Origin of the sequence: Candidatus Avelusimicrobium aviculae (assembly GCF_949292495.1) — a bacterium.
Lineage (GTDB): Bacteria > Elusimicrobiota > Elusimicrobia > Elusimicrobiales > Elusimicrobiaceae > Avelusimicrobium > Avelusimicrobium aviculae.
The window spans coordinates 1-25,794 of record NZ_CASEZB010000008.1; the positions used below are offsets into that span (position 1 = coordinate 1).

Here is a 25,794-nt window from a genome sequence, read left to right on the forward strand (position 1 = left end):
ATAGCAATGACCTCCTTTTGTTAAATTGCCTGCGGACACAGGCAATTTATTATACAAAAGGAGTTTTTTTATCTTCCTTACCGGTGAAACCTTTACCGAACCCCCAGCCTAGCTGGGGGTTTTCACAACATACAAAAACCCGGCCCTTTAAGACCGGGTTGTTTTATGTTTTTATTATTTACGTTTTTTGATTTTTTTCGCAACAGATTTTCCTTTTGGTTTAACTGCTTTTTTAACCTTTTTAACAGGGCGCTGTTTTACAGACTTTGCGGGCGCTTTTTTAACGCTTGGCTTGGCATGAGACACTTTGCCCGGTTCTTTTTTAACCAGCTTGCCCACGGCGGCTAACGCTTTTGTGAAATCTTTGGCGTGTTTGTCCGCGTATTCCTTCCACCCTTCCAAGGCTAAAGGTAAAACCTCGTCCATATGTTTAACAGGAATTAATTTAATTTCTTTTTTTACCTGTTCGGGCAGTTCCGCCACGTCTTTCGCGTTAGTATGTGGGAAAAGAATGGTTTTTACCCCCTCGCGGTACGCCGCCAGGAATTTTTCCTTAATCCCCCCTACGGGAAGCACGCGGCCGGTAATGGTTACTTCGCCCGTCATAGCCAGCTTCTTTTTAACGGGCAGACCCGTAAGCAAGCTGGTAATGGCGGTGGTAATCACGCTGCCGGCGGAGGGGCCGTCTTTCGGGACGGCGCCTTCCGGAAAGTGGACGTGGAAATCCGTATGGTCAAAATCCACATCATACCCATAACCGCGGCTGCGGGCATACGTTAACGCGGCGCGCACGGATTCTTTCATCACCGTACCCAACATGCCGGTTAAAATTAACTGGCCTTTGCCGGGCAGTTTGGTGGCTTCTATGGAAAGGGTTTCCCCTCCCACGCTGGTCCATGCCAGGCCGGTGGCAATACCCACGGAGTTTTCTTCCGTAGAGAAATTGGCATACTTCGGCACGCCCAAATACTCGTGCAGGTTTTTGGCGTTAATGACAATTTTCTTGCCGCCGTTTTCCACATATTGTTTGGCGGATTTGCGGCACAGGGTAGCCAGTTCCCGCTCCAAATTGCGTACTCCGGCCTCACGCACGTACTCGCGCATAATAAGGGCCACCGCGTCGCGCGTTACTTCCAGGGCACCTTCCTTCATACCGTGCAGTTTCATCTGCCGCGGAATTAAATATTTGGCGGCGATATCGTGTTTTTCATAATCCGTATAGCCGGAAAATTCTATAATTTCCAGGCGGTCGCGCAACGTGACGGGAATTTCCCCCAGCGAGTTGGCCGTAGTAATAAACATCACTTTAGACACGTCATAAGGAACGTCTAAAAAGTGATCCACAAAGTCTTTATTCTGTTCCGGGTCCAACAATTCCAGCAAAGCGGCGGCGGGGTCACCGCGCCAGTCAGACCCCATTTTGTCTATTTCGTCCAGTAAAAATACGGGGTTGGAGCTTTTGGCTTTGCTGATACCTTGTATAATGCGCCCCGGCATGGAGCCAATATACGTGCGGCGGTGCCCGCGGATTTCGCTTTCATCGCGCACCCCGCCTAAAGACATACGCACGTATTTGCGCCCGATGGCCCGCGCGATAGATTTAGCCAAAGAGGTCTTACCCACCCCCGGCGCGCCCACAAAGCACAGCACCGGCCCGCGCAGGGATTTGATTAATTTGCTGACGGCTAAATATTCCAAAATACGTTCTTTGGGTTTTTCCAAACCGTAGTGGTCTTCGTCCAAAATTTCTTTGGCTTTTTTAAGATCCAGCACGTCTTTGGTGGTAATGTTCCACGGCATATTAAGCAGCCAATCCAAATACGTGCGCGAAACCGTAGCCTCCGGTGAAAAAGGAGCCATTTTAGCCAAGCGTTCCAGTTCTTTTTCCGCCGCTTCTTTGGCGTGGGCGGGCAGGCCGTTCTTTTTGATTTTGGCCTTCATGGCGTCTAATTCTTTTTGGAAATCGTCCTTTTGGCTAAGCTCTTTTTGAATGGCTTTCATTTGCTCGTTCAAATAGTATTCTTTTTGGTTTTTTTCTATTTGAGCGCGCACCTTGGAGTGGATTTTTTCTTCCAAACCCAAAATTTCCACTTCGCTGGTAATGAGTTTTAAAATTTTCTCCAAACGGGTTTTTACGTCTACCGCTTCCAAAATGGCTTGGCGGTCCGCCGCTTTTACCATCATGTTGGAGGCTACCGTATCGGCCAGTTTAGACGGGTCATTAATTTGCCTAAGGAAGGAAACCCCCTCCACCGCTATGCGTTTGGAAACCCGGGCGTAATGGTCAAACTCGTCAAGCACTTTGCGCATTAACGCTTGGACAACCGGGGAGTCGTCATCTTTTTCCTCCAAATATTCCACCGCCGCAAACCAGGTGTTTGTTACGGGGTTCATTTCCAGCTTGTTTACGCGGGCGCGGGCCAACCCTTGCAAAAATACTTTAATAGAGCCGTCCGGCATTTTTAAATTTTGCGTAATTTCCGCCAACACGCCAAAATGATAAATGTCGTTTTCGGCGGGATTGTCTATATCTGGATTTTTTTGGGAAACAGCCAAAATGTAACGGCCTTCGCTTTCCAGGGCCAGCTCAACGGCGATGATAGATTTTTCTCTATCCACGGAAAGAGGCAAACTCATACCGGGGAACATTACCACGTCCCGTATTACCACGGCGGGAACCACCGTAGGCAAAGATAAAGTTTGTTTTTTAATTTCTTCTGTCATGGTTTCTCCTGATAAATCCTTTCATAAACCGCGCGGTTTTACCCCCACGCGCGGAACATTACTGTATTATTTTAACAAATTCCCACAAAATTAGCAAACATAACACATGCTTGCTAATTTTGTTTTAATAAAAACCCGGCCCCATTTATAAGGACCGGGATAAAAATACCGGCTGGCGGATTATTTATCGCGCAGGGTTAATACCTCGTCAATAATGCCGTATTCTTTGGCTTCTTGGGCGGAAAGATAATAGTTGCGCTCGCTGTCTTGGCGGATTTTATCTTTTGGCTGACCCGTGTGTTTGGCTAAAATATCAAGCAAGTGTTCTTTATTATCATGCAATTCGCGGGCCTCGATTTCAATATCCGTTACCTGGCCGGAAATACCGCCACCCCAAATTAGGGGTTGGTGTATCATAATGCGCGAATGAGGCAACGCGTAACGGCGCCCTTTGGATCCGGCCGCCAACAGCACGGCGCCAAAGCTCATGGCTTGGCCCATGCAAATGGTGGTAATGGGGGCTTTAATAAACTGCATGGTATCATAAATAGCCAGCCCGGCGGTTACCATTCCCCCGGGGGAGTTAATATATAAATTAATTTCCCGCTGGGAGTCTTCCGCGTCCAAATACAAAAGCTGGGCGATAATCATATTGGCGCTGGCGGTATCCACCTCGCCCTCGCGCCCGCCTACAAAGATAATACGGTCTTTGAGCAAGCGGGAAAAAATGTCGTAACCGACGTTCTTTTCAATAATAGTAGGTATAATCATATGCATTTATTGTAGTAAATTTTACATCAGAGTATCACACGGACCCATAGGCATTTTGGGCCTTTTGACCCTGGTTTTCGTTTTAAAAAAGTTTTACAGTATGGGTATATTCAGATAAAGGAGAACTGTCCACATGAACGTAAAAAATGCCGTTGTTATCTTATCCGTCGCCGTATGCGTAATGACAGGGCAAGCCGCGTTTGCCCAGAAAGTCCTCGGCCCGGAAGGTTCTAAAATGGAACTGAAATGGCCTGATTTTAAAATACAGAGAAATACGCCTGATTCCTCTTCCAAAAACCCCAACCCTTCTTATATAAAAGGGCGTGAAGGCCGCATGATGGACCTGAGCAATTTAACCAAACTCATTTTACAGCGCCGCGCTTTGGAAGCCCAAAAACAGCAGGCAGAAAAACAAAAAAAGCAGGCCACTTCCAATTCCAAGAAAAAAGAACAAAAAGTTCCCTTTTATTTAATGGGGCGCGAAGGACACATGATGCAGCTGGGTTCAACGGTAAAAAGTTTGAGAGAAAAATGCCAGCAAAAAGAAGACAAACAAGATACGAACACCAATGAACCGGCTCCCCAGTCTAAGAAAGAAAAATCTACCATAGAAAGACTTTCTGAGCCTGGCCGCCTGCAAGCTTTATAATAAAAACCCGGTATAAACCGGGTTTTATTTTTGGTAAGACCTATTTTTTTGCTAGGTCTAAAATAAAAACTCAAATAGGCCTAAAGACCCTATAAAAAACTTAAGATAACATTTATAATACTGGTAAGCAGGACCCTTTTATATGGAGGAAATATGAAAAAACACAACGTTTTAACCGCAGTCTGCTGTTTGTTAACCCTGGCTATTTGCGCCCAGGCCCAAAATACTAAGAACAATTCTAAAGAGTGGAAATTAACGCCTCAGCAACAAGAAAAATTGGAACAAATCTTAAAACAGCGCAATAACATTAACGGAGAAGTAATGTTTAAAAATTTTGATACACAGAAGGTTGACAGTATCCTTAATCAGATAGGGCAAAAGAACATTCAGAACCATTCTAAAGAGTGGAAATTAACGCCTCAGCAACAAGAAAAATTGGAACAAATCTTAAAACAGCGCAATAACATTAACGGAGAAGTAATGTTTAAAAGCCCTGAGGCACAGAACATTGAACGCCTCATTAATCAGAAAAAGCAAGATCAGCTGAAATTCCAAAAAGCGCTGGAAGAAGCCAGACAAAAAGCTGCAAAAAAATCTGCTGAACAATCCTCCGGCAACACCTGCGCCGCCTGCGGTGAGGAAGTACGCCCCGGCCAACATTGCGCCGCCACCGGTTATAATTCTTTGTGCTCCAGCGCTAAAGAAGAACCGTCCGCCAATAACACCCGGCAAGACAGCGGCGTCTGCCCCAAATGCGGAAAAGCTTTATCTATTGACGAACGCTACCACGGCGTAGAACACAAATGCCAAAAAGCGCAAGAGCCCGCCAACACCTGCGCCGCCTGCGGTGAGGAAGTACGCCCCGGGCAGCATTGCTCCGCCACCGGTTATAATTCTTTGTGCTCCAGCGCTAAAGAAGAACCGTCCGCCAATAACACCCGGCAAGACAGCGCCGTCTGCCCCAAATGCGGAAAAGCTTTATCTATTGACGAACGCTACCACGGCGTAGAACACAAATGCCAAAAAGCGCAAGAGCCCGCCAACACCTGCGCCGCCTGCGGTGAAGAAGTACGCCCCGGCCAGCACTGCTCCGCCACCGGTTATGCTTCCTTGTGCTCCAGCTCTAAAAATGAGCCGAAACAAGAGAAAATCCAAACCAATTACAACGGCGGCGACCCGCACGCCAACGAAGTGTTTTAAAGCTAATCAAAACAAAAACCCCCGCCTAAATGCGGGGGTTTTTTATTTATGCAATAAAACGATAAATATATTTTGCTTTTAAAAAAGATGTATAATAAAAATTTGTAATTTTTGGTTATACCCGCTTTATTTGCTTAAATAAAAGGAGTTTGTATGCCCATAGAAAGAACCGCCGCCGAAAAGGAAAAAATTAAAGAGATTTTGGCCCAAGCCCAAGCCAATAATATCCAAATCATCAAACTATGGTTTGTGGATATTTTGGGCAATTTAAAATCACTCTCTCTATCACACCGGGAATTTGAATACGCTTTAAACGAAGGCATGGGGTTTGACGGTTCTTCCGTAGAAGGGTTTGCCCGCATTTACGAGTCTGACCTGGTAGCCCTGCCGGATTTGGACACTTTCCAAATTTTCCCGCCGGATTTAACCGGCGCCCCCATCGCCCGGTTTTTTTGCGATATCAAAACCACCGCCGGCAAACAGTTTGAAGGGGACCCGCGCTATATTTTAAAGAAAAACCTGGCCGATATGAAAAAGGCGGGTTTTGACCAGTTTATGGTGGGGCCGGAATTGGAATATTTTTATTTTCGGGACGATAAACACACGGACCCGCTGGACGCCGGAGGCTATTTTGACACCATTCCGCTGGACACTTCCTACGCCGTACGGCGCGAAACCATGCTGATGCTGGAAAAACTAAACATCCGTGTGGAATATTCCCACCACGAGGTGGCCCCCTCCCAGCATGAAATTGACCTTCGCTACGACGAAGCCTTAAAAATGGCGGACCAGGTCATCACTTATAAAACCGTGGTAAAACAAATTGCCATTAAAAACGGCATGTACGCCACCTTTATGCCCAAACCCATTGCCGGCGTAAACGGAAGCGGCATGCATGTGCACCAGTCTTTATTCAGCAAAGGCAAAAACGCGTTTTTTGACCCCAAGGACGAGCTTTTCCTCTCCGCTACGGCAAAACACTACATTGCCGGTATTTTAAAACACGTGCGGGAGATTTGCGCAGTAACGGACCAGTGGGTCAACTCTTATAAGCGCTTGGTGCCGGGGTACGAAGCCCCCGCCTATATTGCCTGGGGCCGCAAAAACCGCAGCACGCTGGTGCGTATTCCGCAAGCAAAGGCCGGCAAGCCCAACGCCACCCGCTTGGAGTGCCGCTTCCCGGACCCGGCCTGCAACCCGTATTTGGCTTTTTCCGTCATGTTGGCGGCCGGGCTGGACGGGATAAAAAACAAACTCCCCGTTATGCCTATTACCGAGGACAATATCTTTCATATGACGCCCGAGGAACGCAAAGCCCGCGGTATAGAAACCCTGCCCGCGTATTTATACGAGGCCGTAAACTTAACCCGCAATTCCAAGCTGGTACGCAAAGCGTTGGGAGAACATACCTTTGAAAAATTTATAGCCAACAAAGATATTGAGTGGGAACAATACCGCACCCATATTTCCAATTACGAAATTGAACGGTATCTTTCCGTGCTGTAATTTTTTAGAAAACAAACAAATAAAAAACCCCCGGCTTTTAAAGCCGGGGGTTTTTAAATTAATCCATTAACCACCAAGTACCGTGCCAAGACCGTTGAATAGGATCGCCAAGGCCTTGCATATCCCGGCAAAAGCTGCCATGCGTGCTACTGAGAGCATGTTCCCAACAATATAACCGCCCCTGCGGGATACCCCATGTCCCGTTTACCCCTACCCGAAAGCCTTTTCCGCCATATAAGCTTTTATAAGTAGTATCTATTAATATAAAATCCATCCCCACAATATCGCCCCCATTCATACGTATCCCCGCTTGAAAATGGTCATACACTTTTACATCGGTCCAATAGTTTGTTTCTAGCCCATAAGCAGTTTGTACCGGAGTCGTACTAATAGGGGTGGGCATTTCAACGTCCAGTTCATCCCAAGTCTTAGCCCACCTTCCGTTAGCCATAAAAAATGCTTGTTGGGCATTTAGCACGGCCTTAGCCAAAGGCAGCATGGCTCCCGCACGGCTTTTAGCCACGGCCTTTTCATACTGCGGCACCGCAATGGCCGCTAATATGCCAATAATCAGCACCACTACCAGTAACTCTATTAAAGTAAACCCTTTCTTTTTCATACAAATACCTCTACTCTCTGAAACATAGTAGTTTAAAAAGGCTATAATGATAATATTTAAAATATTTTTTTAAATGTCCAGTAATTTGTGGTTAAGGCAGCACTTCAAAAACGATACGGTCCGTCTGGCCTTGGCAATCCGCCTGCAAGGTAAATTGGCCCGGCTGAATTTGCCACCATACAGCACTTGTTTGTTGAGGCAAGGTTTCCCCATTTAAAAGCCAAAGGCAGGGTTCGTTCTGCGGCACCGAAGCCTGAAACTTAAGCTGTTGGCTTTCAGGCGGGACGGACGGGTCCATCTTAAACACGTCTTTATGGGAAGGGGAAATGATTTTCATTTTTTCCCCCTCTTTATTTTTATGCTTTCCGTCGCACTTTTCAGCAGGCACCCGCCCCTTAATAAAATAATCCAGCCTGGTTTGCGCGCAATTTTCCCCGGCGGGAAGCCCGCTTTGGGCGCATACGGTAACGGCGCTCACCCCCCGAGGCGCTTTAAAAGAAGGGCTCGGATAAAGCCGCTGCATATAAACGGCCAAATCATGCAAAATAGGCGCGGCCCCGCTTACGCCGGAAACGCGGCGCATGGGGGCGCCGTCAAAATTACCGGCCCAGACGGCAATGGTCCAGCGCGGGGTATACCCCACGGCAAAATTATCCCGGTAATCTTTGGAGGTACCCGTCTTTGCCGCCATATCAAAAGGAACATTCAGCGGGGAGTTTAACCCAAACGCCGCCGCGCGGGCGGAATTATCTGCCAAAATGTCCGTTACCAAAAAAGCGCTTTGCGGGCTAAGCACCTGTTTGGGGCCGCCCGGGCCGCTTACAGCCGGCGTTTGCGCCAGCAAAACCGGCTTGTATAAACCGCCTCGCGCCAAGGAGGCGTAGGCATTGGCCAGTTCCAACAAGCGCACTTCTCCCGAGCCTAAAGAAAGCCCCAGCCCGTAAAAATCGGCCGGACGGGATAAAGAATCAAACCCCAGCCCGCGCAGAGCGGATAAAATATTTGGCACTCCAACCTTCTCCGCCACTTTTACCACGGGGATATTATAAGAACACGCCAGCGCCTCCCGCGCGCTTACAAACCCATGGAAAGAGCCGTCATAATTACGCGGGCGGTAACCTCCGGGGAAAAAGGTGTCCTCATCTTTAATTAAACCGGAAGGGTAAAAATCTTTTTCAAAACCCAAGGCGTACACAAAAGGCTTCAGGGCCGAACCCGGCTGGCGCAAAGCGCGCACGCCGTCCACCTGGCCGGAATGGGCCTCGTCGTAAAAATCGGCCGAGCCCACATACGCCAACACCCCGCCTGTTTGGTTGTCTAACACAACCGCGGCGGCATTGGTGACGTTTTCGTCCTGTAGTTTAGCCAGCTGGTTTTGGATAATTTCCCCCGCGCGGGTTTGCAGGCGAGAGTCCAGCGTGCTGTATACGTCCGCCGTAGCGGGCGGCAATAAAGAGGCCAAATAACGCGTAAAATGCGGGGCGGAAAAAGGCCGCACCGCCGGCTGCACGCTTAACGGTTCCTTTAGCGCCGTTTGATAAACGCTTTCATCTATAAACCCGTTTTGGCGCATGAGTTTTAAAACGGCGTTGCGGCGTTTTTTGGCTGTCTGGGGATGTTTGGAAGGGTCAAAACGCACGGGAGATTGAATCATCCCCGCCAACATGGCCGCCTGCGCGACGGATAACTCCTCCGCCGAACAACCAAAATAATAATACGCCGCCGCCTGCGCTCCCTGGGTTAAGTTGCCAAACTCTAGTAAATTAAAATATTCTTCCAAAATTTCTTCTTTGGTTTTTCCGCGCTCCAGCATTAGTGCGTTCCAGGCCTCTTTGGCTTTGCCCCACAGCGTGCGCGGGCGCGGTTCTATCACGCGGGCCAGCTGCTGCGTAATGGTGGACGCGCCGGACACCACTTCCCCCGCCAGCGCGTTTTGCCACGCGGCGCGCAGCACGGCTTTATAATCCACCCCGGAGTGCACAAAAAAACGTTTGTCTTCCGCCGCCACCGCCGCCAGCACCAGCCAAGGGGAAATTTGCTCCAAAGGCACCGGGCGGTAATAGGTTTGGTTTTCTGACAAATACCCCCGCACGGGTACGCCGTAACGGTCATAAATTTGCAGGGAAGGCGCCAAAGAAACTTCTTCCCCGCCAACCGGGCGGGGAAGAAGCATCAGACAAACAACTAGATAAACCAGTTTTTTCATTACGGCAAAACCGTTACCTCTTGCGTGGCCGTGCGGCCAAATACGGCGGGCTCATACATCATTTGCGCCCACGCCGCCGGATAAGAATAACTGCCCGGAACCGGCGCGGAAACCAAGTAAGAGAAGGTGTGTTCCCCGGCGGTTAAATAATCGGCAAAGGCGGCGATGCGCTCGTCATATTGTTCCGAGCGGAAGAACGAACCCCACCCCGGGTTTTGCAGGGAAGCGGCGTCCTCTGCGCTTTCCGTAGCCAAAGAGGTGTTTACCAGCTCAAACCCGGCCGGGATAAAATCCTCCAGCACCACAAACGAGCGGGACGTGGTATTCTTCACCTTCAGCGTAATTTTATAACGCTGCCCGGCTTTAAATTCCCGCACGGGGGAACCGTCCAGCGCGGTAATGACGCGCTGCACGCTAAAGCCCGCGTCGGCCGGCGTATCAAACCGCGCCGGGGCGTATATTTGGCTTAGCGTATAGTATAAATTGCCCGCGCCTTTTTTGCTAAACACGGCTTTGGCTTCATCCGCCTGGGAGTAAACCTGCGCAAACGGCAGGCTGTCGGTACGGACGGTCAGCTCCCGCCCTTTAAAGCTGTAAGCCAGTTTTTGGGCGGCGCCCAGTTTGACTTCAGCGGTAAAATCAGGCTCTTGCGCTTCCTGGGTGCGGTAATATGTATCCAGCGCGCCAAACACCGCCGCGTTTACGTTGGTGTTGGACCAATGCCCCTGCGCGTTTAACTGCCCAAGCAGCCAGTTCACCGCTTTATACGGCTGGGGCACTTCCACCCCGGCATATAAGGCCGACTGCAAAATAACGGCGGTGGTTTTTACGTCGTTAAAATGCAGCCAAGGCAGGGGTTGCTCTTGCTGGAAGTGCAAGGTCTGCGGCAGCATGACGGCGGTGGATAAAAGCAGCTGGGCCAATTCCTGGCGTTGGGCTTCGTCCCCGTATCCGCCGGCTTTTTGCGCTTTTAACAAATACGCCACCGCTGCCTGGGATAACGAGTTGCGCTTGGCGTATAACGTGTTAAAGCGCGCGTCCAGCTTTTGCCCGTACAGGGAAAGCACATACACCGCATACGCGCGGGAAGCGTCTTTCTCCGCCTGGACGTACGGGTAAGCCTGGGCGGTTTTATCCCCAAACGTATCAGACAGCCATTTCACCGCTTTTTGCAGGGAGGCTTCGTCCACCCGGTAGCCTTTTTGCTTGGCTAAATGGTTCACTTCCAGCGCGTAGGCGGTTACATACGGGTCCGGCAAAGAACCGGGCCAGTACGCATATCCGCCCGTGGGGTACTGGTATTTAGACAGTTCGTCCAAAATATCTTGCGTTTGCTGGCGCAAAGAGGAAGTCTCGCCCAGTTTAAAAGCGTCTATCAAATCCGCCCCTTGCACCACCGGCAGAATTTTGGACATTTTTTGCTCCAAGCAGTCATACGGATACGTAAGCAAATACAGCATGGATCCTTTTAAATTGACCAAAGCGGTGGAAGACAAGGCCGTTTCCACCCGGTTGTCAGCCAAGGGGTTTAGGTTGTTTGGCTTGGCAAGGGTTTGTTCTTCTTTGTCTTGGGTGGAAGAATAGGTGGAAAGAGTTTCCTCTTTTTCCACCGGCAAGACGTTAAGCTTTGCCTGCACGCCGTCTTTTTCTTTGCGGGCTTGGGCGGTAAAAGCCACTTGGGCGGGGCCGTCTTCAACGGCTTCACAATCCCAATACACTACGGCGGAAGCGCCTTTCTCCACATGGATGGTCTTTTCTTCCTGCGTCAGTTTGACGGCTCCCTCCGCCGCGGCGTTTACGGTAATTTGGCCTTTTTTGTCTTCATAATTATGCACCACCGCCCCGCAGGAGAATTTATCTCCTTTGCGCGCAAAGCGGGGCATATTGGCCGTAACCATAATGGGTTTGGATACTTTGACGGAGGTTTCCCCCGCGCCAAATTCCGCCGCCGTTACCGCCACCGCCATAATGCGGAAAGTGGTTAAATTATCGGGCAGTTTAAACTTTACTTCCGCGCGGCCTTTGGCATCCGTCACTACGGAAGCGTTAAAATAAGGAGTAAACTCAAACCGGCCGCGCAAGTCCACGCCGCCCAATTTGCTTGCGTCCGATCCGCCGCCCCCGCGGTTTTCCCCTTTCTCGCCAAAGTTGCGCTGACCAATAATAAAAGCGCGGTTATCCGCCGTGGATACCGACAAAGCGCGCGAACCGTAAAACGCTTTAAACAAATCCGGCGTTTTATAAGCGGTAAGCGCCAAGACGCCCTCGTCCACCGCCATGACGGTTACTTCCGCCGCGGCGGCTTTTCCGTTTACTTTCGTGCGCAGGGAAAGGGTTACTTCTTGCCCGGGGCGGTATTCTTTAGCGTCCGCCTTGACGGTGGTTTCCACCTTGCGCATATCCGGCTGCACCTGCAGCACCGTATAGCCCTGCTTGCCTTGGGGTTTGCCCAAATCAAGCCCTTCTTCATCAAACTGGGTGCCGCTGCGCCCGCGCGCCAAAGTAACGCTTACATATACATTGGGCAAATACTCCGGCTTAACGGGCACTTCCACATAATCGGCCCCGCCTTTTACGGTAGTGGTCCAAGCGTCCAGCACGCCCTCGCGCTCCACGCTTACCAATGCCAAGGCTTCCTCATAGGGGGATTGTACCTGCACTTTGGCCGTTTGGCCGGGCTTATAGGATTCTTTATCCGTTTTTAAGGTTAAAACGTCGTCGTCCGTGCGTTTCCAGTACGCCTGGCCTTTGCCAAACACCATAAACTGAAAACCGCCTAACACTTTGCGGCCCGCGGAATCCTGCGTGGTAAACGTAACATAATACTGCCCGGGCTGCGTGGGGGTATAGGAAAAATCATACCCTTCCGCCGGCAAAGTGAAAGAAGTGCCGGGGAAATCGGTTATTTTCTTTTCGCTTACCCATTCCAACCGGCCGGAAAGCCCCGTTTTGCGTACGCTGAACCATTCTTCTTTGCGTATTTGGGCCTGCACCAGCGCGCTGGTGCGCACGCCTTTAGGCGTTACGGCGGCCACGTTGGCTTTTACGCTCTCGCCCAGTTCTATGTTGGACTCCTCGTTCTTTACCCCCAAATAGAAACCCGCCGGGTTAAGCCGCACTGACGTACGGGCAAACAACTCTTGGTTGGAAGGGGATTGAATCCCGGCCTCCGCGTAAATGTCCATAGGCATATCCGCTTTGGGCATAATAACGGTAAGCGTTTTAGAGCCGGAAGCGTCTAACGTGTTCTCTTCGCGCGAAATGACTTTGCTTTGCGCGGCCCCTTCCGGGCGCAGGAAATACGGGGTAAAGTCATACCCGTCAAAACCTTCTATATCCACGGAATAAAGCGGGGATTGGCGCACCGTCCAAGATACTTTTCCGCCCGCTACCGGCGCCCCAAACAAATAATCCGCAGATGCTAAAAATTTGGCGTCTTCCCCGGGGGTGTAATTCTCTTCCCCGGCGCGCAGGTTTACTTTAAATTCGGCCTGTTTTACCGCTTCCACCCGGAAAGAATAAAAACCGCCTTGTACGTCTTCCCCGCTTTGGGGTTTGAAGGAAACGTCCCAACTGCCGGTAACGGCGGAAGAAGGAATATCCACCGTTAAATCAAACGTGCCAAAAGCGGAAGATACTTCCACCTCTTTGCTGGCGGCTTCCTCCCCGCGGGAATCATACACTTTTACCGTGCCGCGCGCGTAGCCCGGCAGCGTCCACACGCCGTTTTTCAGCGTGCGCAATACACCTTTTAAATGCACCGTTTCACCGGGGCGGTAAAGGCCGCGGTCAGAAAAAATTTGCACTTGGCTGAGGGTTTCCTGGGGGTTGTAATCGTAGCTGATGTTAAAACGCCAGGGTTCCATTCCTTCGTTCCAGTCACTGCTTAACAGGGCGTCACCTCCCGGGCTGGAAACCAAGGCGTAAATTTCAGGCTTGCCCCAGCCGGGTTTTTGCACGTCCAGCTTTTCCCAGCCCGGGGCATGTGCCAAGCCGTTCATATCGGTAGATCCGCTCCATAACACTTTATTGGTGCGGTCTCTCAGTTCCACGCCCAGGTTGGGCATAGGTTCGGCATTTTTTAAAGAGGTTACCCATACCAAAATGTCTTTGGGGGAAGTTTTGAGCGTAACCCCCAAATCCGTAATATTAGACAAAGCCTGCACCCAGCAGTAGCCTTCTTTGCGGTTTTTACTGGGAATTTTTACCTGGCTAAACACAATGCTGTTTTGGGCAGTGGGTTGGAATTTTTCCAAATCAAAATAGGTTTCCACCGTTTTGTTTTGAGGAGTCTTAAACGCATAGTTGCCGGAAAAAGTGGCGTTTTGCAGTTCCGCCTTGGAACAATAAGAAACGCTTTGTTGGCGGAATGGAATAATGTTTTCTTTGGAAAACACCGCCGCCTGCGTTTCCAGCCCGTTTATATTGATAACGGAAAGCGGAAGCCGGGCCGGCAAATAACTTTCCAGTACACCGGTTCCGCCCTGGTAATCCACCGCCGGGCAATAGCCCTCGTTGGTAATGGTAAACGCTTCTTCTTTGCCTAGTTTATTGCCGTAAATATCCTTCAAATCAGGCGAAAGGGTTACCGTCACTTTTTGACCGGGAGACAGTTTTAAAAATGCAAGAGGCGTATCAAAATAAGCTTCTTTAACGGCGTCGGGTTTGTTGGCGGCTTCGCCCGTGGCGGGAAGCACTTCGCGCCCGAGGGCGTTTTCGTCCGCGTCGGACAAATCCCCTTTGGCGCCGGCCGGGTTTACCTGCGCGGCGGCCAGCAAGTCTTTTAAACGCACCGGGGACGAAAACTTAACCGACGGCGAATACGGCAAACACCCTTCCGTTACGGCGCCCAAGGTTTTTAAGTCCGGGTAAGTATAAAAAACCAGTTGATAGGGTTTTTCTAACCCCAAGGCGCCTTTCACCGCAGGGAAACCTTCCTTCACCGTCAGCGTATATTTTACGCCTTTGGGTAAAGTTTCAGACGGGCTGACAGCCAAAATATTGGCGCGCGTTTCCCAGGAAAAATCCCTTTTGTGTTCCGCTTCGCCAATTTCCCGCACCAGCAAGGGCACGGTTTTGGTAACGGCGGAAGGCTCCCCCTTGCCGCTTACGCGGGACAATAATTTGGAAACGGTTGATGCGTCCGGCACTTCTTCATAAGCAAGTTCCAAAAATTCCGCCGCGCGTTTTACGTCGGGCTGTTGGCTGAATATAATATAAAAAGTAGGATTTAAAGAAAGCCAGCGTTCATTTTGATAAGGGCGGGTGGAACGCACGCTAATGCGCTGGGTGGTAAACGTCCAACTGTAATTCTGCGCCAATTTGGCCCCGTTTACCGCGGAGGCAAACCCTTTGGGCAGAGTAATAGTGTATTGGGTTCCCAGCGGCCAATCCTGCGCGGGTTCAAAAAGCAAAGACTGGGTTCCGCTGTAACGGCAGGAACCTTTTACCTGCGGCGTAATGGAAAGCGGGCACTGGCCTGAGGCTAAAGCGCTTTCCTGCGCCAGCTTGGCCACCGGCTGGTTAAACGTAACCGTAATGGGGGTTCTTTCCCCCATATAATTTTGCTGGCCTTTTGGCGTGGCGGACACCACTTTTAAGTCCGCGGCAAAGGCTTGAACACCCAAAGTAGCCAAGGCAAAAAACAAAGCCCCGGCCAAAATCATTTTTTTCATCATACGCACAAAGTAACCCTCCCCTTATCTGATGGGAATATATAAGGATATTGTACCTATTTTCATACAGTTAGGCTATCGGCTTTCGCCCGCACCGCTTCCCCCCTTTGGGCATAGATAAATTGGTATAATAAACAATATGTTAGGGCTTCATTGGAGAACCATTTTCAGCTTTTCTGTTTACCACCGCTTGGCGTTTGCCACCAAATGGCAGGCGGCGTGGTTTGTTGTGTATTTATTTCTAATCTGCTTGGTGGGATTAAATTTATTTGTGGGCCGGTATTTGGACGCGCAAATGCCGCTTATGATAAAAAACTTCCCGCTGGTTGCGTTTGAAAACGGGCGCCTGGTCCAACCCGCCGCCCCCACCTTGTTTGAAATACCTCAAAGCGGCTTTTCCATATTGTTTAACGCGCAGCTGCAAACCCCTCCGTCCAAAGAAGAATTTATAAACAAAGGTCTGGCCGCCGTAGCTGGGCCGGACGGGCTTTATATGCCCACCGCCGCCGGCGTGCAAAAACAGCCTTGGCCGCAAAAAATAACCTTTAGTACCACGCAAGAATTTTTAAATAAATATAAAGACACCATTTCCGGCACGATTAACGCCATGGCGTTTATGAGCTCTTTTGTGATTGTGCCGTTAATGTTTGCATTTTTCTTTTGCGCCGCCATGACGGCGGGGCTGTTTTTCCGCCTGGTCAGCCGGCGGTTTGTACCGCTTTCTTTAGTAGCCAAATGGGCGGTGTTTTTAATGGGGCCGCTCAGCGCGCTGTGGCTGATAAACCTGTTTATAGGCGTGCCGCTGTTTACGCTGGCGGTGATTATCGTGTCCATCATTTACATGCAGCAAATTTTTAATACCTTGCCGGAGGCCAAATAAATGCTTATTAAACTTATCCGCTCTTTCAGTTCCGCCCACCACCTGCCCGGGTACGACGGCCCTTGCCGCAACCTGCACGGCCACACGTGGAAAGCGGTGTTTTTAATAGAGGGAGAAATAGGCCCCAGCGGCATGGTGTGTGATTTTAAAACCGTAAAAAAACTGTTGGACGACAACCTGCCGGACCACCGCCTGTTAAATGACGTTCTGCCTAATCCCACGGCGGAACTGCTGGCCCAGCACCTGTTTAAAACCATTGGGGAAAAATTAAAACAGGAAAATTTAAAACTAAAAAGTTTGGAAATTTGGGAGAGCGAAAATGCAGCGGCCGTCGCTCAAGATTAACGAAATTTTTTATTCTATCCAAGGGGAAGGCAAACACACCGGCATGCCCGCCGTGTTTGTGCGTCTAAGCGGCTGTTCCATGCGCTGCCCCTGGTGCGACACCCAATACGCCCACACCGCTTTTACCCTTATGACTCCCCAACAAATTTTACGGCAAGTGCAAACTTTCCCTTGCAAAAACGTCATTATCACCGGCGGGGAACCTACCGAACAGCCCTTAACCCCCCTGCTTGAAACCTTAAAAGCCGCCGGTTATACCATACACATGGAAACCAACGGCTATAAAGATACGGACGTTTCTTTAATAGACTTTGTAACCGTTTCCCCCAAGCGTTACGTAAGCCCGCACATGCTGGCCAAGGCGGACGTTATCAAACTGGTGGTGGGCCAAGAAACAGACTTGCAAGACTTGCAAAAATACTTTGCGTACCAAAACGCAAAAACACAGATTTATCTTCAGCCGCAAAGCAACTTACAGGAGAATATAGACCTATGCGTAAAAATAATAAAACAAAATCCGTTCCTGCGCTTAAGCCTGCAAACGCACAAAATGGCAAACATACGCTAACGGAAGAAAAAATCCTTCAAAACCTGCGGGAAATATTGGCTTATATCGGCGATAATCCGGACCGGGAAGGCCTTTTGGAAACCCCCCGCCGCATTTTGCGCAGCTGGGATAAACTGTTTGGCGGCTATAAAATGCGCCCGCAGGACGTGCTAAAAACCTTCAAAGAAGGCTCCTGCGAGGAAATGGTAGTGCTGAAAGACATTGAGTTTTATTCCACGTGCGAACACCACCTGCAGCCGTTTTTCGGCACCATCAGCATAGGGTATTTGCCTAAAGGCAAAGTGCTGGGGATTTCCAAACTGGCGCGCTTGGTGGAAGTGTACGCCCGCCGCCTGCAAATACAGGAAAAACTGGTGGCCCAAATTGCCGACAGCCTGATGGAAACCCTCCAGCCGCACGGCGTAATGGTGGTATGCAAAGCCAAACACATGTGCATCAGCTCCCGCGGGATTGAAAAGCACAACGCCGTTATGGTTACCAGCGCCATACGGGGCGCGTTTAAAAAAATGGAAGTGCGCAGCGAATTTTTGGAAATGATAAAATAACCGCCTATGACACCGCAGCTAATGGGCATTGTAAATGCCACGCCTGATTCCTTTTATGACGGGGACCCGCAAAATAACCTTTCCACCCTGTTTGCCAAATGCAAAGATTACGTGCAAAACGGGGCGGATATATTAGACATCGGCGGGGAGTCCACCCGCCCGGGGGCAACGCCTGTATCCGAACAGGAAGAACTGGCCCGCGTACTGCCGCTTATTAAAAAAGCGCGACAGGCTTTCCCCAAGGTTCAACTTTCACTGGATACGTTTAAAATACCCGTAGCCAAAGAAGGGCTGCAAAACGGCGTGAGGATTATTAACGACGTAAGCGGCACGCCCAACCCGGACATGTTTCATTTAGTAAAACAATACGAAGCCCAAATCGTCATTATGCACACGCGCGGAAACCCGCAAAATATGCAGTCTCTCACCCAATACCAAGATTTGCTGGGTGAAATAAAAGATTTCCTCTCCGCCAAAATTGCCCAAGCCCTTTCCTGCGGGTTAACCAAAGAACAAATTATCATTGACCCCGGCTTTGGCTTTGCCAAAACCCGCGAACAAAATTATATACTGCTTAAACACTTATCCGTTTTTAAAGAACCGGGGGTGCGGGTGCTGGCGGGGCTTTCGCGCAAAACGTTTTTAAGCCAACAGTGTGAAAAACCGCCCAAGCGCAAAGCCCAAACCTTAGCCGCCAATTTAGTGGCGCTGCAAAACGGGGCGGACGTACTGCGCGTGCACGACGTAAAGGAAACGCGCAAAATAATGAATTTTTGGCAGGAGCTGCAAACCACCAAATGACCAAAGTGTATCAAACCCAAACCGGCGCGTTTACCGCAAGCCACAGCCACGAGGGTACTTTAAACGAAGCAGCCCACCCCCATCATTTTACCTATGAGGTTACGTTTCACGGCCCTTTAAACCAGGAGGGATTTCTGCTGGATTTCCGCCCCGTAGCCCAATTTTTGGAAACGGAAATTGACCAACGCCTGCAAGGAAGCGACCTGGGCGTTATTTTAAAAAACCCCACCACCGAAGCGCTTGCCATTTGGATTTACAACCGCGTAAGCCAACATTTACCTCACGTATTTAGCGTAAAAGTGGCCGAAGAGCCCAACCGCTGGATTACCTATCAAGGAGAAGAATAATATGCCCCAAGCGGTACTAGGTTTAGGCAGCAATATTTCCCCCGCCAAAGAAAATATAGACAAAGCCGTCTCCGCTTTGGCGGATTTAGGCACGGTAAAAGAGGTATCCCCCTACATCATTTCCAAGCCGGAAGGGTTCACCAACCAGGCGGATTTTATAAACGCCGTGGTGATATTAAGCACGCCCTACCAGCCAAAGGCATTACTTCGCAAATTAAAAGAATTGGAAAAAAAATTGGGCCGCGTACCCACTTTTAAAAACGGCCCCCGGGTAATAGATTTTGACATTTTGTTTTATGACAATATTGAATTTTTTGACGATGACGACGAATACCTTCTCATTATTCCCCACCCGCGCCTGCATGAGCGGGAGTTCGTATTAAAACCCCTTTCTTATTTATTGTCCGACTATGAACACCCAAAGTTTCACAAACCGGTGGTTCAATTATACCGGGAACTTATGAAACGCAAAGGTAAACCGGACTGTAAAATATTGTAGAATGGAGATAACATTTCCAACAAAGGAGAAACTTATGAAGAAAGCCGCACTGCTGTTAGTTGTTTCCCTCTGTTTGGCCGCCTGCCACTGCGAAAGACGCACCACCGGCATTCCCTGCCGCAAAGCCGCGCAGCAAGCGCAAAAATGCCAAGCAGACTGCTTAAAATGCCCCTGCATGAAAACCGTGGCTGAAGAAGCCGCCCGCACCGCCGTAAAGGAATATACTGAAGCCCAAAAAGCGGAGCAAGAACGCTTGGCCGCCGAACAGGCCCGCCAAAACGCCGCCGCCCAACAGGAAAAAGATTTTTCCACTATGGCTAATGTCCGCCGGCACAAAACCGGAAAAGTGGTGGTAAATTACAAAAACCCCATCCGCTTTGCTTGGGACAGCGACACCATTTTGCGCGTTTCCAACAGACAGTTAACCCAAACGGCTAATATTTTAAAGAAGTATCCCAACCACCACATTACCGTGGTAGGGTATACGGATTCCACCGGAGACCCTCTCTATAACAAAGACCTTTCTGAACGCCGCGCCAAAGCAGTGGCGGACGCTTTAATCAGAAAAGGCGTGCCGGAGCAGAACGTATCCTATAAAGGCATGGGGGCCACCAACTTTGTGGCAACTAACAAAACCTCTAAAGGACGCGCCGCCAACCGCCGTGTGGAGTTGGAACTTTCCGCAAAATAAAACTTTCACCCACACCAAACCCCGGGCAAATATCCCGGGGTTTTTTATTTCTAAATAATCGCCCCTTTTTAACGGTAAATAAAGTAAAATAGTAAAAGCAGTTTTATTTTAGAAGGAGAAACAACCGCATGAAAAAAACTATTTTAGTTTGCAGCATCTGCGCGCTTTTGGCCGCAGCCTGCACTACTCCCGGTAAACGCACCGCTTGGGGCGCCGCCGGAGGTGCTGCAGTAGGTGCCGCCGCCGGCGCCATTATTTCCCACAACACGGGCGGCAGCAGCGGTCAAGGCGCCGTATACGGCGCTTTAGCCGGTTTAGCCGCCGGCGGCTTGTTGGGTAACTACTATGACAAACAAGCCAAAGAGCTGGCCGCCATTGCCGAAGTGGTAAAGAGCGATAATGGCATTCAAGTTTTCTTGAAAAACGATATTTTGTTCGCCACCAACAGCAGTGAATTATCTCCCGACGCCATGCAAACGCTGACGGACTTAAACCGCGTACTTAAAAAATATCCCCAAAACCGCATTGTGGTACAGGGTTATACCGATTCTACCGGTACGGACGCTATCAACAACAGCCTGTCCAAAGCACGCGCCAAAGCCGTTTATGATTTCCTATTGGGAAGCGGCTTGCAAACCAAGAGCATCACCTACATTGGTTACGGTTCTTCTAACCCCATCGCCAGCAACAGCACCGCTGCCGGCCGGGCGCAAAACCGCCGTGTAGTGCTTTCCATTACCGCTAACGAAAAAGACCTGTAATCTTTTCCCAAGCGTAAAACCGGGCCGAAAGCCCGGTTTTTTTATTGTTTTATAAAGATAATTTTTAGTCGTAAAAACAGTTTAAAGTATTTGCTAAATTTGCTATGCTTTTATATATGAAAAGTTGGGATACGCAACAATTAAAAGCGCTTCTTAAGCTGATTGAGACAGAATCGGATGAATATACCGATATGCTCCGCCCGGAATTAGCCGCCGCCGTAAAGGCGGACCCGGCCCGTGTACAGCAAGCGATGGACAGCGCTTTTTCTTCTTCCGTTCCGCCCAAAGTACGTTACACGCTGGAAGAAATTTGCTGGGGGAATTTGGCAGAACAAGTATCCGCTTTCGCCGGAAAAATCAACCCGGATTTGGAAGAAGGCTTATGGCTGTTGGCGCTGTTCGCCTCCCCCTCTGCAAAACGCGGAGAGATTACTCAAAAATTAGATAAAATCGCCCACGATTTACGCCCTATTTTGTTAAACGCCAAAAACCTGCAGGAAATAGCGGCCCTAATGGGCAAATATTTTTTCTCCACCCTGCACTTTGTAACACTGCCCGCCAATTTAGATATTAAAGACATATCCTTTGGGCGTTTTTTGATTAAAAAACGGGGCTCCAGTCTTTGCAGCGCCTGCTTATACCAAACCATCGCCCAACGCTTTGGGGTGGAAAGCGGATTGGTGGATTTAGCCGGCCGCATTTTGGTTTTTATGCAGGACCCGGACCATGACCAAATTTTATTTATAGACCCGTTAGACGACGGGAAAATACTAACCGAGCAGGACTGTAAAGATTATATTGTAGCCCGTGAAATCAAATGGCATGACGAGTTCCTTTCTCCCTTATCCTCCCGCACTATCATCCGCCGTTTTATTGCCAATATGATTTACGTGCTAAATAAATTGCGGGACGAACGGCGCCTAAAATATTTGCGCAATTATTTGGAAATTATTAAAAACTAAACGGAGGAACAATGCCCCATTATATATATCTCATCGCCGCAGTTTTGTGTTTTGTAGGCGAGATGTTTACGATGGAATTTTCTCTGTCCTGTATAGGGATAGGGCTGACAGGCGCGTGGCTGGGCGCGTGGCTGGGTTTAAATTTGTGGTGGCAGGTAGGTTTTTTTATTGTACTGGCCACTATCGCGTGGACGGGCATTCGCCCGTTTGCCCTGCGCCACTTGTATGACAAAGTAAAACACGTCAAAACCCCGGCGGAAGACATCATTGGCAAAACCGCCTTGGTGGAAACGCCCATCAACCCGAAAACCGGGGAAGGCCGGGTAAAAATCGGCGGGGAAAGCTGGAAAGCAACCGCTGATAAAGAATTACCCGCCGAGACGGAATGCGTGGTGGAAAAGCTGGACGGGGTAACCGTTACCGTAAAAGAAAAATAATTTGGGTTGGGCCCGCGCGTCATAAACGGGCGGGATAACTTAATAAAAAAGGAGAAAATATGCAAGAAGCTGCTGGAATAAGTTCTTTAGGGTTTTCGTTCTTAATCGTACTAGCCGTATTTGTTATCATTATGATTGCCAAAGGCATTGTGGTGGTAAAACAAGCCCAGGTAATGATTATCGAACGCTTTGGGAAATATTTAGAAGTGCTCAATCCCGGCATCAACTGGATTATACCCATTATGGACAAACCGCATTTGATGGAGTGGCGTGAAAACCGCGAATATGTGGACGGCGCCGGACGGACGCGTTCCATTCCGCAAACCAGTATGCGCGACGTGATTGACATGCGCGAAACCGTGTATGACCTTCCCCGCCAAAGCGTAATTACCAAAGACAATGTAGGCATAGAAATTAACGCCTTGCTGTACTTTCAAATCACGGACCCGTTAAAAGCGGCTTATCAGGTGGAATCTTTGCCTACGGCTATTGAAAAATTGACCCAAACCACGTTGAGAAACATCATCGGTGAAATGGATTTGGACCAAACCTTAACCTCCCGTGAAATCATCAAAAGCAAACTGCAGGTAATTTTAGACGAAGCCACCAACAAATGGGGCGTAAAAGTAAACCGCGTGGAATTGCAGGACATTATCCCCCCCGCCGCCATACGTGAAGCCATGGAAAAACAAATGAAAGCCGAACGCGACCGCCGCGCCATGGTAACCGAAGCCGAAGGTACCAAAACCGCCCAGATTCTGAAAGCGGAAGCTATCCGCGAATCTGAAATCAAAAAAGCGGAAGGGGCCAAACAGGCCGCCATTTTACAGGCGGAAGGTATCTCTGAAGCTAAAATTAAGGTAGCCACGGCGGAAGCGGAATCCGTAAAAATTGTAGCCGCTACGGTGGCGCAGTCTTCCAACCCGGCCAGCTATATGATTTCGCTCAAATACATTGAAGCGCTTGGCAAAATGACGGAAGGAAAAGACAATAAAGTCATTTATATGCCGTATGAAGCCAGCAATGTATTGGGCGCAGTAGCCGCCATTAAAGACTTAACCGGCGGCGTTCCCGCGCAAAACACCGGAAAATAAAAAATAGCAAACCATAAAAAACCTCCGGTTCCTGCCGGAGGTTTTTTATATCCAGCGTAAGCCCCCCGATATTTTGTAGAATAAAATAGATACACCAAACCGCCTTCCGGCCTGGGGCGGTTTTCTCTTCGCAAGGACAGGACTTATGGCGCAAGCCCAAGCATTACACAAAAACCCGTTTAAAGCAAAAGCTTTATCCCAACTGTTAATTAAATTTTCCGCGCCGGCTGTGGCGGGTATGTTTGTAAACGCTGTTTACAATATTATTTCCCGCATTTATGTAGGGCAGCACATTGGCGCGCTGGGAATAGCCGGCATCAGTATATTATTCCCGCTGGGATTGTTGTTTTTGGGATTCAGCGCCTTAGTGGGCGTAGGGGCCAACGCTTTGTTTTCCATCCGATTAGGTGAGAAAAGAACCGAAGAAGCCCAGCAAATTTTAGGAAACGCTTTTGTTCTGCTGTCCATTTTATCCGGCGTTATTACTCTTGGCACTTATTTATTTCTAGACCCTGTATTAGCTTTCTTAGGGGCAGACCAAGAAGTATTGCCTTATGCACGCGCTTACACCCAAACCGTCATGCCGGGTTATTTTTTATTTGGTATCAGTTTGGGTTTAAATAACTTTATCCGCGCGTCCGGAAATCCCAAAACCGCTATGGGAACCCAATTAATTGGGGCAGGGATAAACCTGGTACTTGGGCCTATATTTATTTTCGTGTTGGACTGGGGCATGCGCGGGGCCGCGCTGGCCACCGTGTGCGGGCAAACCGTTTCTTTCGCATGGATTATGCTGTTTTTTACCCGCAAAAACAGCCTGTACCGCTTGCGATGGAGATTCTTCCGTTTAAAATGGCATATTGTATGGGCAAGCATGACAATTGGTTTTTCCCAGTTCGCGTTTCAAATGGCATCCAGCATGTTAAACGTTATTTTAAACCATGCTTTATTAAAATACGGCGGAAACGTGGCCATTTCCGCCATTGGGATTGCCATCAGCGTCAATACCATCATTACCATGCCGCTTTTGGGGCTTTCCCAGGGAGCGCAGCCCTTAATTGGCTATAACCACGGGGCAAAAAAGTACAAAACTTCTATTCAAACCCTTAAAATGGCTATACGCTGGGGAACGGTAATTACCACAGCCGGTTTTATTCTTATTGAATTATTTGCCCGGCAGGTGGTGTCTATATTTAACTCTACCGACCAACAACTCATATACCTCGCTTCTTACGCGGTGCGCGTACTAAACATTATGCTGCCTTTTGTATCTTTGCAAATACTTACCACCAGCTTTTTCCAAGCGGTCAATAAGCCTTTGCAGGCCGCCTTGCTGAGTTTATCCCGACAGGTGTTATTAGTTATCCCGCTGGTGCTGATTCTGCCGCTGTTTTTGGGGCTTAACGGGGTTTTCTTCTCTCCCCCCATAGCAGATGCTATTTCTGTAATTGTCGCGGTAAAATTGCTTAAAAATTATTTTGACCGCCATAAACAAAACTTCTTTTTCTCAAAAAAACACTCTGTTCGTTAAAAAACCCCGGGGCATTGACCCGGGGTTATATATACGTTATTAAACGTTACGCGTTTAAACGGAAATCGGTTACCTTCATATTTCATAAAATGTTGGGGAATACCCCACAAATTTCCGTGTACACACTGGGTTGTTAAAGCCTTGGCCGGTTTTTGGCGCTATAAAAACCTAAATAAAATGCTCCGAGGTGAGCCGACATTTATTAAATAAAACAGACAGCCCCCCGTGTCCGGGGGGCTGTTCCTCGTTGGGGTTGCCAACGGGGAGGTCTGGTAATTTGTAAAATCTACCAACCATTTTTACAATATAATGAATTGGGATCCTTTTGGCATTTCACGCCAACAATATTTCCGGAGAAACTAAATTGGTTAGGAATGGTGCCATAACCGCACCGTACACTCTCCCCTGGATTGTTTGGAGCATTAGACACCACCAAACATATTTCTCCTTCATTCTTTGCAGAACAGGTTGATTGGGTGCAAGGATCCGTTAAGGAATAGTTGCTGTATATAATTGTTACATTTGATGGAGCTATTGCTTTCAAATTCCAACAATTTCCACTTACAGAACTGTTGCAAGTAACATTGTAGCTTTGATTACCTTGACGGCACGCTCTTTCTACCCAGTTAGAACCAAAAACGATAGAAGGATAACCAGAATTACCGGAACCATTCGCTGTCCACTGATACTTTGGACATTCATAATAACAGGCCAAATCCGTATAGGGAGCAGAAGGACAGCACTCTGACTTATGGTTTATTTTATAACTAAAATCATCACAAGTTAACGAGGAACACTCCTCCAATTTATCGTACTTACACGCACTTTGGTTCCAAGTATATGTAATAGTACCTGTCTGCCCATCCGGACACTCTTCCGTATAGCTCTGCCCTTTTGTGGGTTGGCAGACTTCTTCTTGGCAGTTATCCGTTTTCTTATAACTGCAGGTAGGTTCCCCCTGCCAAGTATACGTAATGGTTCCA

At 49.0% G+C, this 25,794-nt stretch carries 22 protein-coding genes; 16 read left to right on the forward strand and 6 right to left on the reverse strand.

Annotation, left to right across the window (positions count from 1 at the left end):
* Window positions 1–174 precede the first annotated feature (174 nt).
* Both lon and ACQY33_RS02030 read right to left on the reverse strand, forming a co-directional pair.
* The gene (gene lon, locus ACQY33_RS02025; protein ID WP_428073486.1) at window positions 175–2,724 is read right to left on the reverse strand and encodes an endopeptidase La; all 2,550 of its coding nucleotides are present in this window, start codon (window positions 2,722–2,724) and stop codon (window positions 175–177) included.
* A 180-nt stretch (window positions 2,725–2,904) separates the two neighbouring features.
* The gene (locus tag ACQY33_RS02030; protein ID WP_428073487.1) at window positions 2,905–3,495 is read right to left on the reverse strand and encodes an ATP-dependent Clp protease proteolytic subunit; all 591 of its coding nucleotides are present in this window, start codon (window positions 3,493–3,495) and stop codon (window positions 2,905–2,907) included.
* Between the two features lie 133 nt (window positions 3,496–3,628).
* Here ACQY33_RS02030 and ACQY33_RS02035 point away from each other — a divergent pair, with 133 nt between their 5' ends.
* From ACQY33_RS02035 to ACQY33_RS02045, 3 genes are all read left to right on the forward strand, one after another.
* Entirely contained in the window at window positions 3,629–4,144 is a 516-nt protein-coding gene (locus ACQY33_RS02035) for a hypothetical protein (RefSeq protein ID WP_428073488.1), read from the forward strand.
* A gap of 153 nt (window positions 4,145–4,297) precedes the next feature.
* Window positions 4,298–5,344: a hypothetical protein gene (locus ACQY33_RS02040; protein ID WP_428073489.1), complete on the forward strand. Its 1,047-nt coding sequence runs from the start codon at window positions 4,298–4,300 to the stop codon at window positions 5,342–5,344.
* 153 nt (window positions 5,345–5,497) lie between these two features.
* Complete coding sequence (locus tag ACQY33_RS02045; RefSeq protein ID WP_428073490.1) at window positions 5,498–6,850, forward strand: glutamine synthetase family protein; 1,353 nt, start codon at window positions 5,498–5,500, stop codon at window positions 6,848–6,850.
* A 58-nt stretch (window positions 6,851–6,908) separates the two neighbouring features.
* Here ACQY33_RS02045 and ACQY33_RS02050 read toward each other — a convergent pair whose 3' ends face one another.
* The 3 genes from ACQY33_RS02050 to ACQY33_RS02060 form a co-directional block, all read right to left on the reverse strand.
* On the reverse strand, window positions 6,909–7,469 hold the full coding sequence (locus tag ACQY33_RS02050) for a type IV pilin protein (RefSeq protein WP_428073491.1): 561 nt from the start codon (window positions 7,467–7,469) through the stop codon (window positions 6,909–6,911).
* A gap of 91 nt (window positions 7,470–7,560) precedes the next feature.
* A complete protein-coding gene (gene pbpC / locus ACQY33_RS02055) occupies window positions 7,561–9,675 on the reverse strand; it encodes a penicillin-binding protein 1C (RefSeq protein WP_428073492.1) in 2,115 nt (704 codons plus the stop codon).
* On the reverse strand, window positions 9,675–15,353 hold the full coding sequence (locus tag ACQY33_RS02060) for an alpha-2-macroglobulin family protein (RefSeq protein WP_428073493.1): 5,679 nt from the start codon (window positions 15,351–15,353) through the stop codon (window positions 9,675–9,677). The genes pbpC and ACQY33_RS02060 overlap by 1 nt, the downstream gene beginning before the upstream one ends.
* 136 nt (window positions 15,354–15,489) lie before the next feature.
* Between ACQY33_RS02060 and ACQY33_RS02065 the strand changes: the two genes are divergently transcribed.
* The 13 genes from ACQY33_RS02065 (at window position 15,490) to ACQY33_RS02125 (ending at window position 24,811) form a co-directional block, all read left to right on the forward strand.
* Complete coding sequence (locus ACQY33_RS02065; protein ID WP_428073494.1) at window positions 15,490–16,230, forward strand: DUF1189 family protein; 741 nt, start codon at window positions 15,490–15,492, stop codon at window positions 16,228–16,230.
* On the forward strand, window positions 16,231–16,575 hold the full coding sequence (locus tag ACQY33_RS02070) for a 6-carboxytetrahydropterin synthase (protein ID WP_428073495.1): 345 nt from the start codon (window positions 16,231–16,233) through the stop codon (window positions 16,573–16,575).
* On the forward strand, window positions 16,550–17,143 hold the full coding sequence (locus tag ACQY33_RS02075) for a 7-carboxy-7-deazaguanine synthase QueE (protein WP_428073496.1): 594 nt from the start codon (window positions 16,550–16,552) through the stop codon (window positions 17,141–17,143). The genes ACQY33_RS02070 and ACQY33_RS02075 overlap by 26 nt, the downstream gene beginning before the upstream one ends.
* Entirely contained in the window at window positions 17,068–17,688 is a 621-nt protein-coding gene (folE, locus tag ACQY33_RS02080) for a GTP cyclohydrolase I FolE (protein WP_428073497.1), read from the forward strand. Before ACQY33_RS02075 ends, folE begins: the two co-directional genes overlap by 76 nt.
* A 6-nt stretch (window positions 17,689–17,694) precedes the next feature.
* Window positions 17,695–18,489 (forward strand): dihydropteroate synthase, encoded by a 795-nt coding sequence (folP, locus tag ACQY33_RS02085; RefSeq protein WP_428073498.1) that lies wholly within the window; start codon window positions 17,695–17,697, stop codon window positions 18,487–18,489.
* A complete protein-coding gene (locus ACQY33_RS02090) occupies window positions 18,486–18,836 on the forward strand; it encodes a 6-pyruvoyl trahydropterin synthase family protein (protein ID WP_428073499.1) in 351 nt (116 codons plus the stop codon). The genes folP and ACQY33_RS02090 overlap by 4 nt, the downstream gene beginning before the upstream one ends.
* 1 nt (window position 18,837) lies before the next feature.
* Complete coding sequence (folK, locus tag ACQY33_RS02095; protein ID WP_428073500.1) at window positions 18,838–19,335, forward strand: 2-amino-4-hydroxy-6-hydroxymethyldihydropteridine diphosphokinase; 498 nt, start codon at window positions 18,838–18,840, stop codon at window positions 19,333–19,335.
* A gap of 34 nt (window positions 19,336–19,369) precedes the next feature.
* Window positions 19,370–20,026: an OmpA family protein gene (locus ACQY33_RS02100; RefSeq protein WP_428073501.1), complete on the forward strand. Its 657-nt coding sequence runs from the start codon at window positions 19,370–19,372 to the stop codon at window positions 20,024–20,026.
* A 128-nt stretch (window positions 20,027–20,154) separates the two neighbouring features.
* Window positions 20,155–20,787, forward strand: a complete 633-nt coding sequence (locus ACQY33_RS02105) for an OmpA family protein (protein ID WP_428073502.1) — start codon at window positions 20,155–20,157, stop codon at window positions 20,785–20,787.
* Between the two features lie 116 nt (window positions 20,788–20,903).
* Window positions 20,904–21,749 carry a transglutaminase family protein gene (locus tag ACQY33_RS02110; RefSeq protein ID WP_428073503.1) on the forward strand — a complete coding sequence of 282 codons (846 nt, stop codon included), beginning with the start codon at window positions 20,904–20,906 and terminating at the stop codon, window positions 21,747–21,749.
* Window positions 21,750–21,760: 11 nt separating this feature from the next.
* Window positions 21,761–22,186 carry an NfeD family protein gene (locus tag ACQY33_RS02115; RefSeq protein WP_428073504.1) on the forward strand — a complete coding sequence of 142 codons (426 nt, stop codon included), beginning with the start codon at window positions 21,761–21,763 and terminating at the stop codon, window positions 22,184–22,186.
* Window positions 22,187–22,245: 59 nt separating this feature from the next.
* On the forward strand, window positions 22,246–23,280 hold the full coding sequence (locus tag ACQY33_RS02120) for an SPFH domain-containing protein (protein WP_428073505.1): 1,035 nt from the start codon (window positions 22,246–22,248) through the stop codon (window positions 23,278–23,280).
* Between the two features lie 145 nt (window positions 23,281–23,425).
* Window positions 23,426–24,811, forward strand: a complete 1,386-nt coding sequence (locus ACQY33_RS02125; protein ID WP_428073506.1) for an MATE family efflux transporter — start codon at window positions 23,426–23,428, stop codon at window positions 24,809–24,811.
* Between the two features lie 286 nt (window positions 24,812–25,097).
* On the opposite strand, the gene ACQY33_RS02130 is transcribed toward ACQY33_RS02125, so the two are convergent.
* Window positions 25,098–25,794 (reverse strand): hypothetical protein (locus tag ACQY33_RS02130; RefSeq protein WP_428073507.1); only part of this gene is annotated, 697 nt, incomplete at its 5' end.

Coding starts and splice junctions, on each gene's coding strand:
- lon (WP_428073486.1), bottom strand. CDS start 2,724: ATGACAGAAGAAATTAAAAAACAAACTTTATCTTTGCCTACGGTGGTT.
- ACQY33_RS02030 (WP_428073487.1), bottom strand. CDS start 3,495: ATGATTATACCTACTATTATTGAAAAGAACGTCGGTTACGACATTTTT.
- ACQY33_RS02035 (WP_428073488.1), top strand. CDS start 3,629: ATGAACGTAAAAAATGCCGTTGTTATCTTATCCGTCGCCGTATGCGTA.
- ACQY33_RS02040 (WP_428073489.1), top strand. CDS start 4,298: ATGAAAAAACACAACGTTTTAACCGCAGTCTGCTGTTTGTTAACCCTG.
- ACQY33_RS02045 (WP_428073490.1), top strand. CDS start 5,498: ATGCCCATAGAAAGAACCGCCGCCGAAAAGGAAAAAATTAAAGAGATT.
- ACQY33_RS02050 (WP_428073491.1), bottom strand. CDS start 7,469: ATGAAAAAGAAAGGGTTTACTTTAATAGAGTTACTGGTAGTGGTGCTG.
- pbpC (WP_428073492.1), bottom strand. CDS start 9,675: ATGAAAAAACTGGTTTATCTAGTTGTTTGTCTGATGCTTCTTCCCCGC.
- ACQY33_RS02060 (WP_428073493.1), bottom strand. CDS start 15,353: ATGATGAAAAAAATGATTTTGGCCGGGGCTTTGTTTTTTGCCTTGGCT.
- ACQY33_RS02065 (WP_428073494.1), top strand. CDS start 15,490: ATGTTAGGGCTTCATTGGAGAACCATTTTCAGCTTTTCTGTTTACCAC.
- ACQY33_RS02070 (WP_428073495.1), top strand. CDS start 16,231: ATGCTTATTAAACTTATCCGCTCTTTCAGTTCCGCCCACCACCTGCCC.
- ACQY33_RS02075 (WP_428073496.1), top strand. CDS start 16,550: ATGCAGCGGCCGTCGCTCAAGATTAACGAAATTTTTTATTCTATCCAA.
- folE (WP_428073497.1), top strand. CDS start 17,068: ATGCGTAAAAATAATAAAACAAAATCCGTTCCTGCGCTTAAGCCTGCA.
- folP (WP_428073498.1), top strand. CDS start 17,695: ATGACACCGCAGCTAATGGGCATTGTAAATGCCACGCCTGATTCCTTT.
- ACQY33_RS02090 (WP_428073499.1), top strand. CDS start 18,486: ATGACCAAAGTGTATCAAACCCAAACCGGCGCGTTTACCGCAAGCCAC.
- folK (WP_428073500.1), top strand. CDS start 18,838: ATGCCCCAAGCGGTACTAGGTTTAGGCAGCAATATTTCCCCCGCCAAA.
- ACQY33_RS02100 (WP_428073501.1), top strand. CDS start 19,370: ATGAAGAAAGCCGCACTGCTGTTAGTTGTTTCCCTCTGTTTGGCCGCC.
- ACQY33_RS02105 (WP_428073502.1), top strand. CDS start 20,155: ATGAAAAAAACTATTTTAGTTTGCAGCATCTGCGCGCTTTTGGCCGCA.
- ACQY33_RS02110 (WP_428073503.1), top strand. CDS start 20,904: ATGAAAAGTTGGGATACGCAACAATTAAAAGCGCTTCTTAAGCTGATT.
- ACQY33_RS02115 (WP_428073504.1), top strand. CDS start 21,761: ATGCCCCATTATATATATCTCATCGCCGCAGTTTTGTGTTTTGTAGGC.
- ACQY33_RS02120 (WP_428073505.1), top strand. CDS start 22,246: ATGCAAGAAGCTGCTGGAATAAGTTCTTTAGGGTTTTCGTTCTTAATC.
- ACQY33_RS02125 (WP_428073506.1), top strand. CDS start 23,426: ATGGCGCAAGCCCAAGCATTACACAAAAACCCGTTTAAAGCAAAAGCT.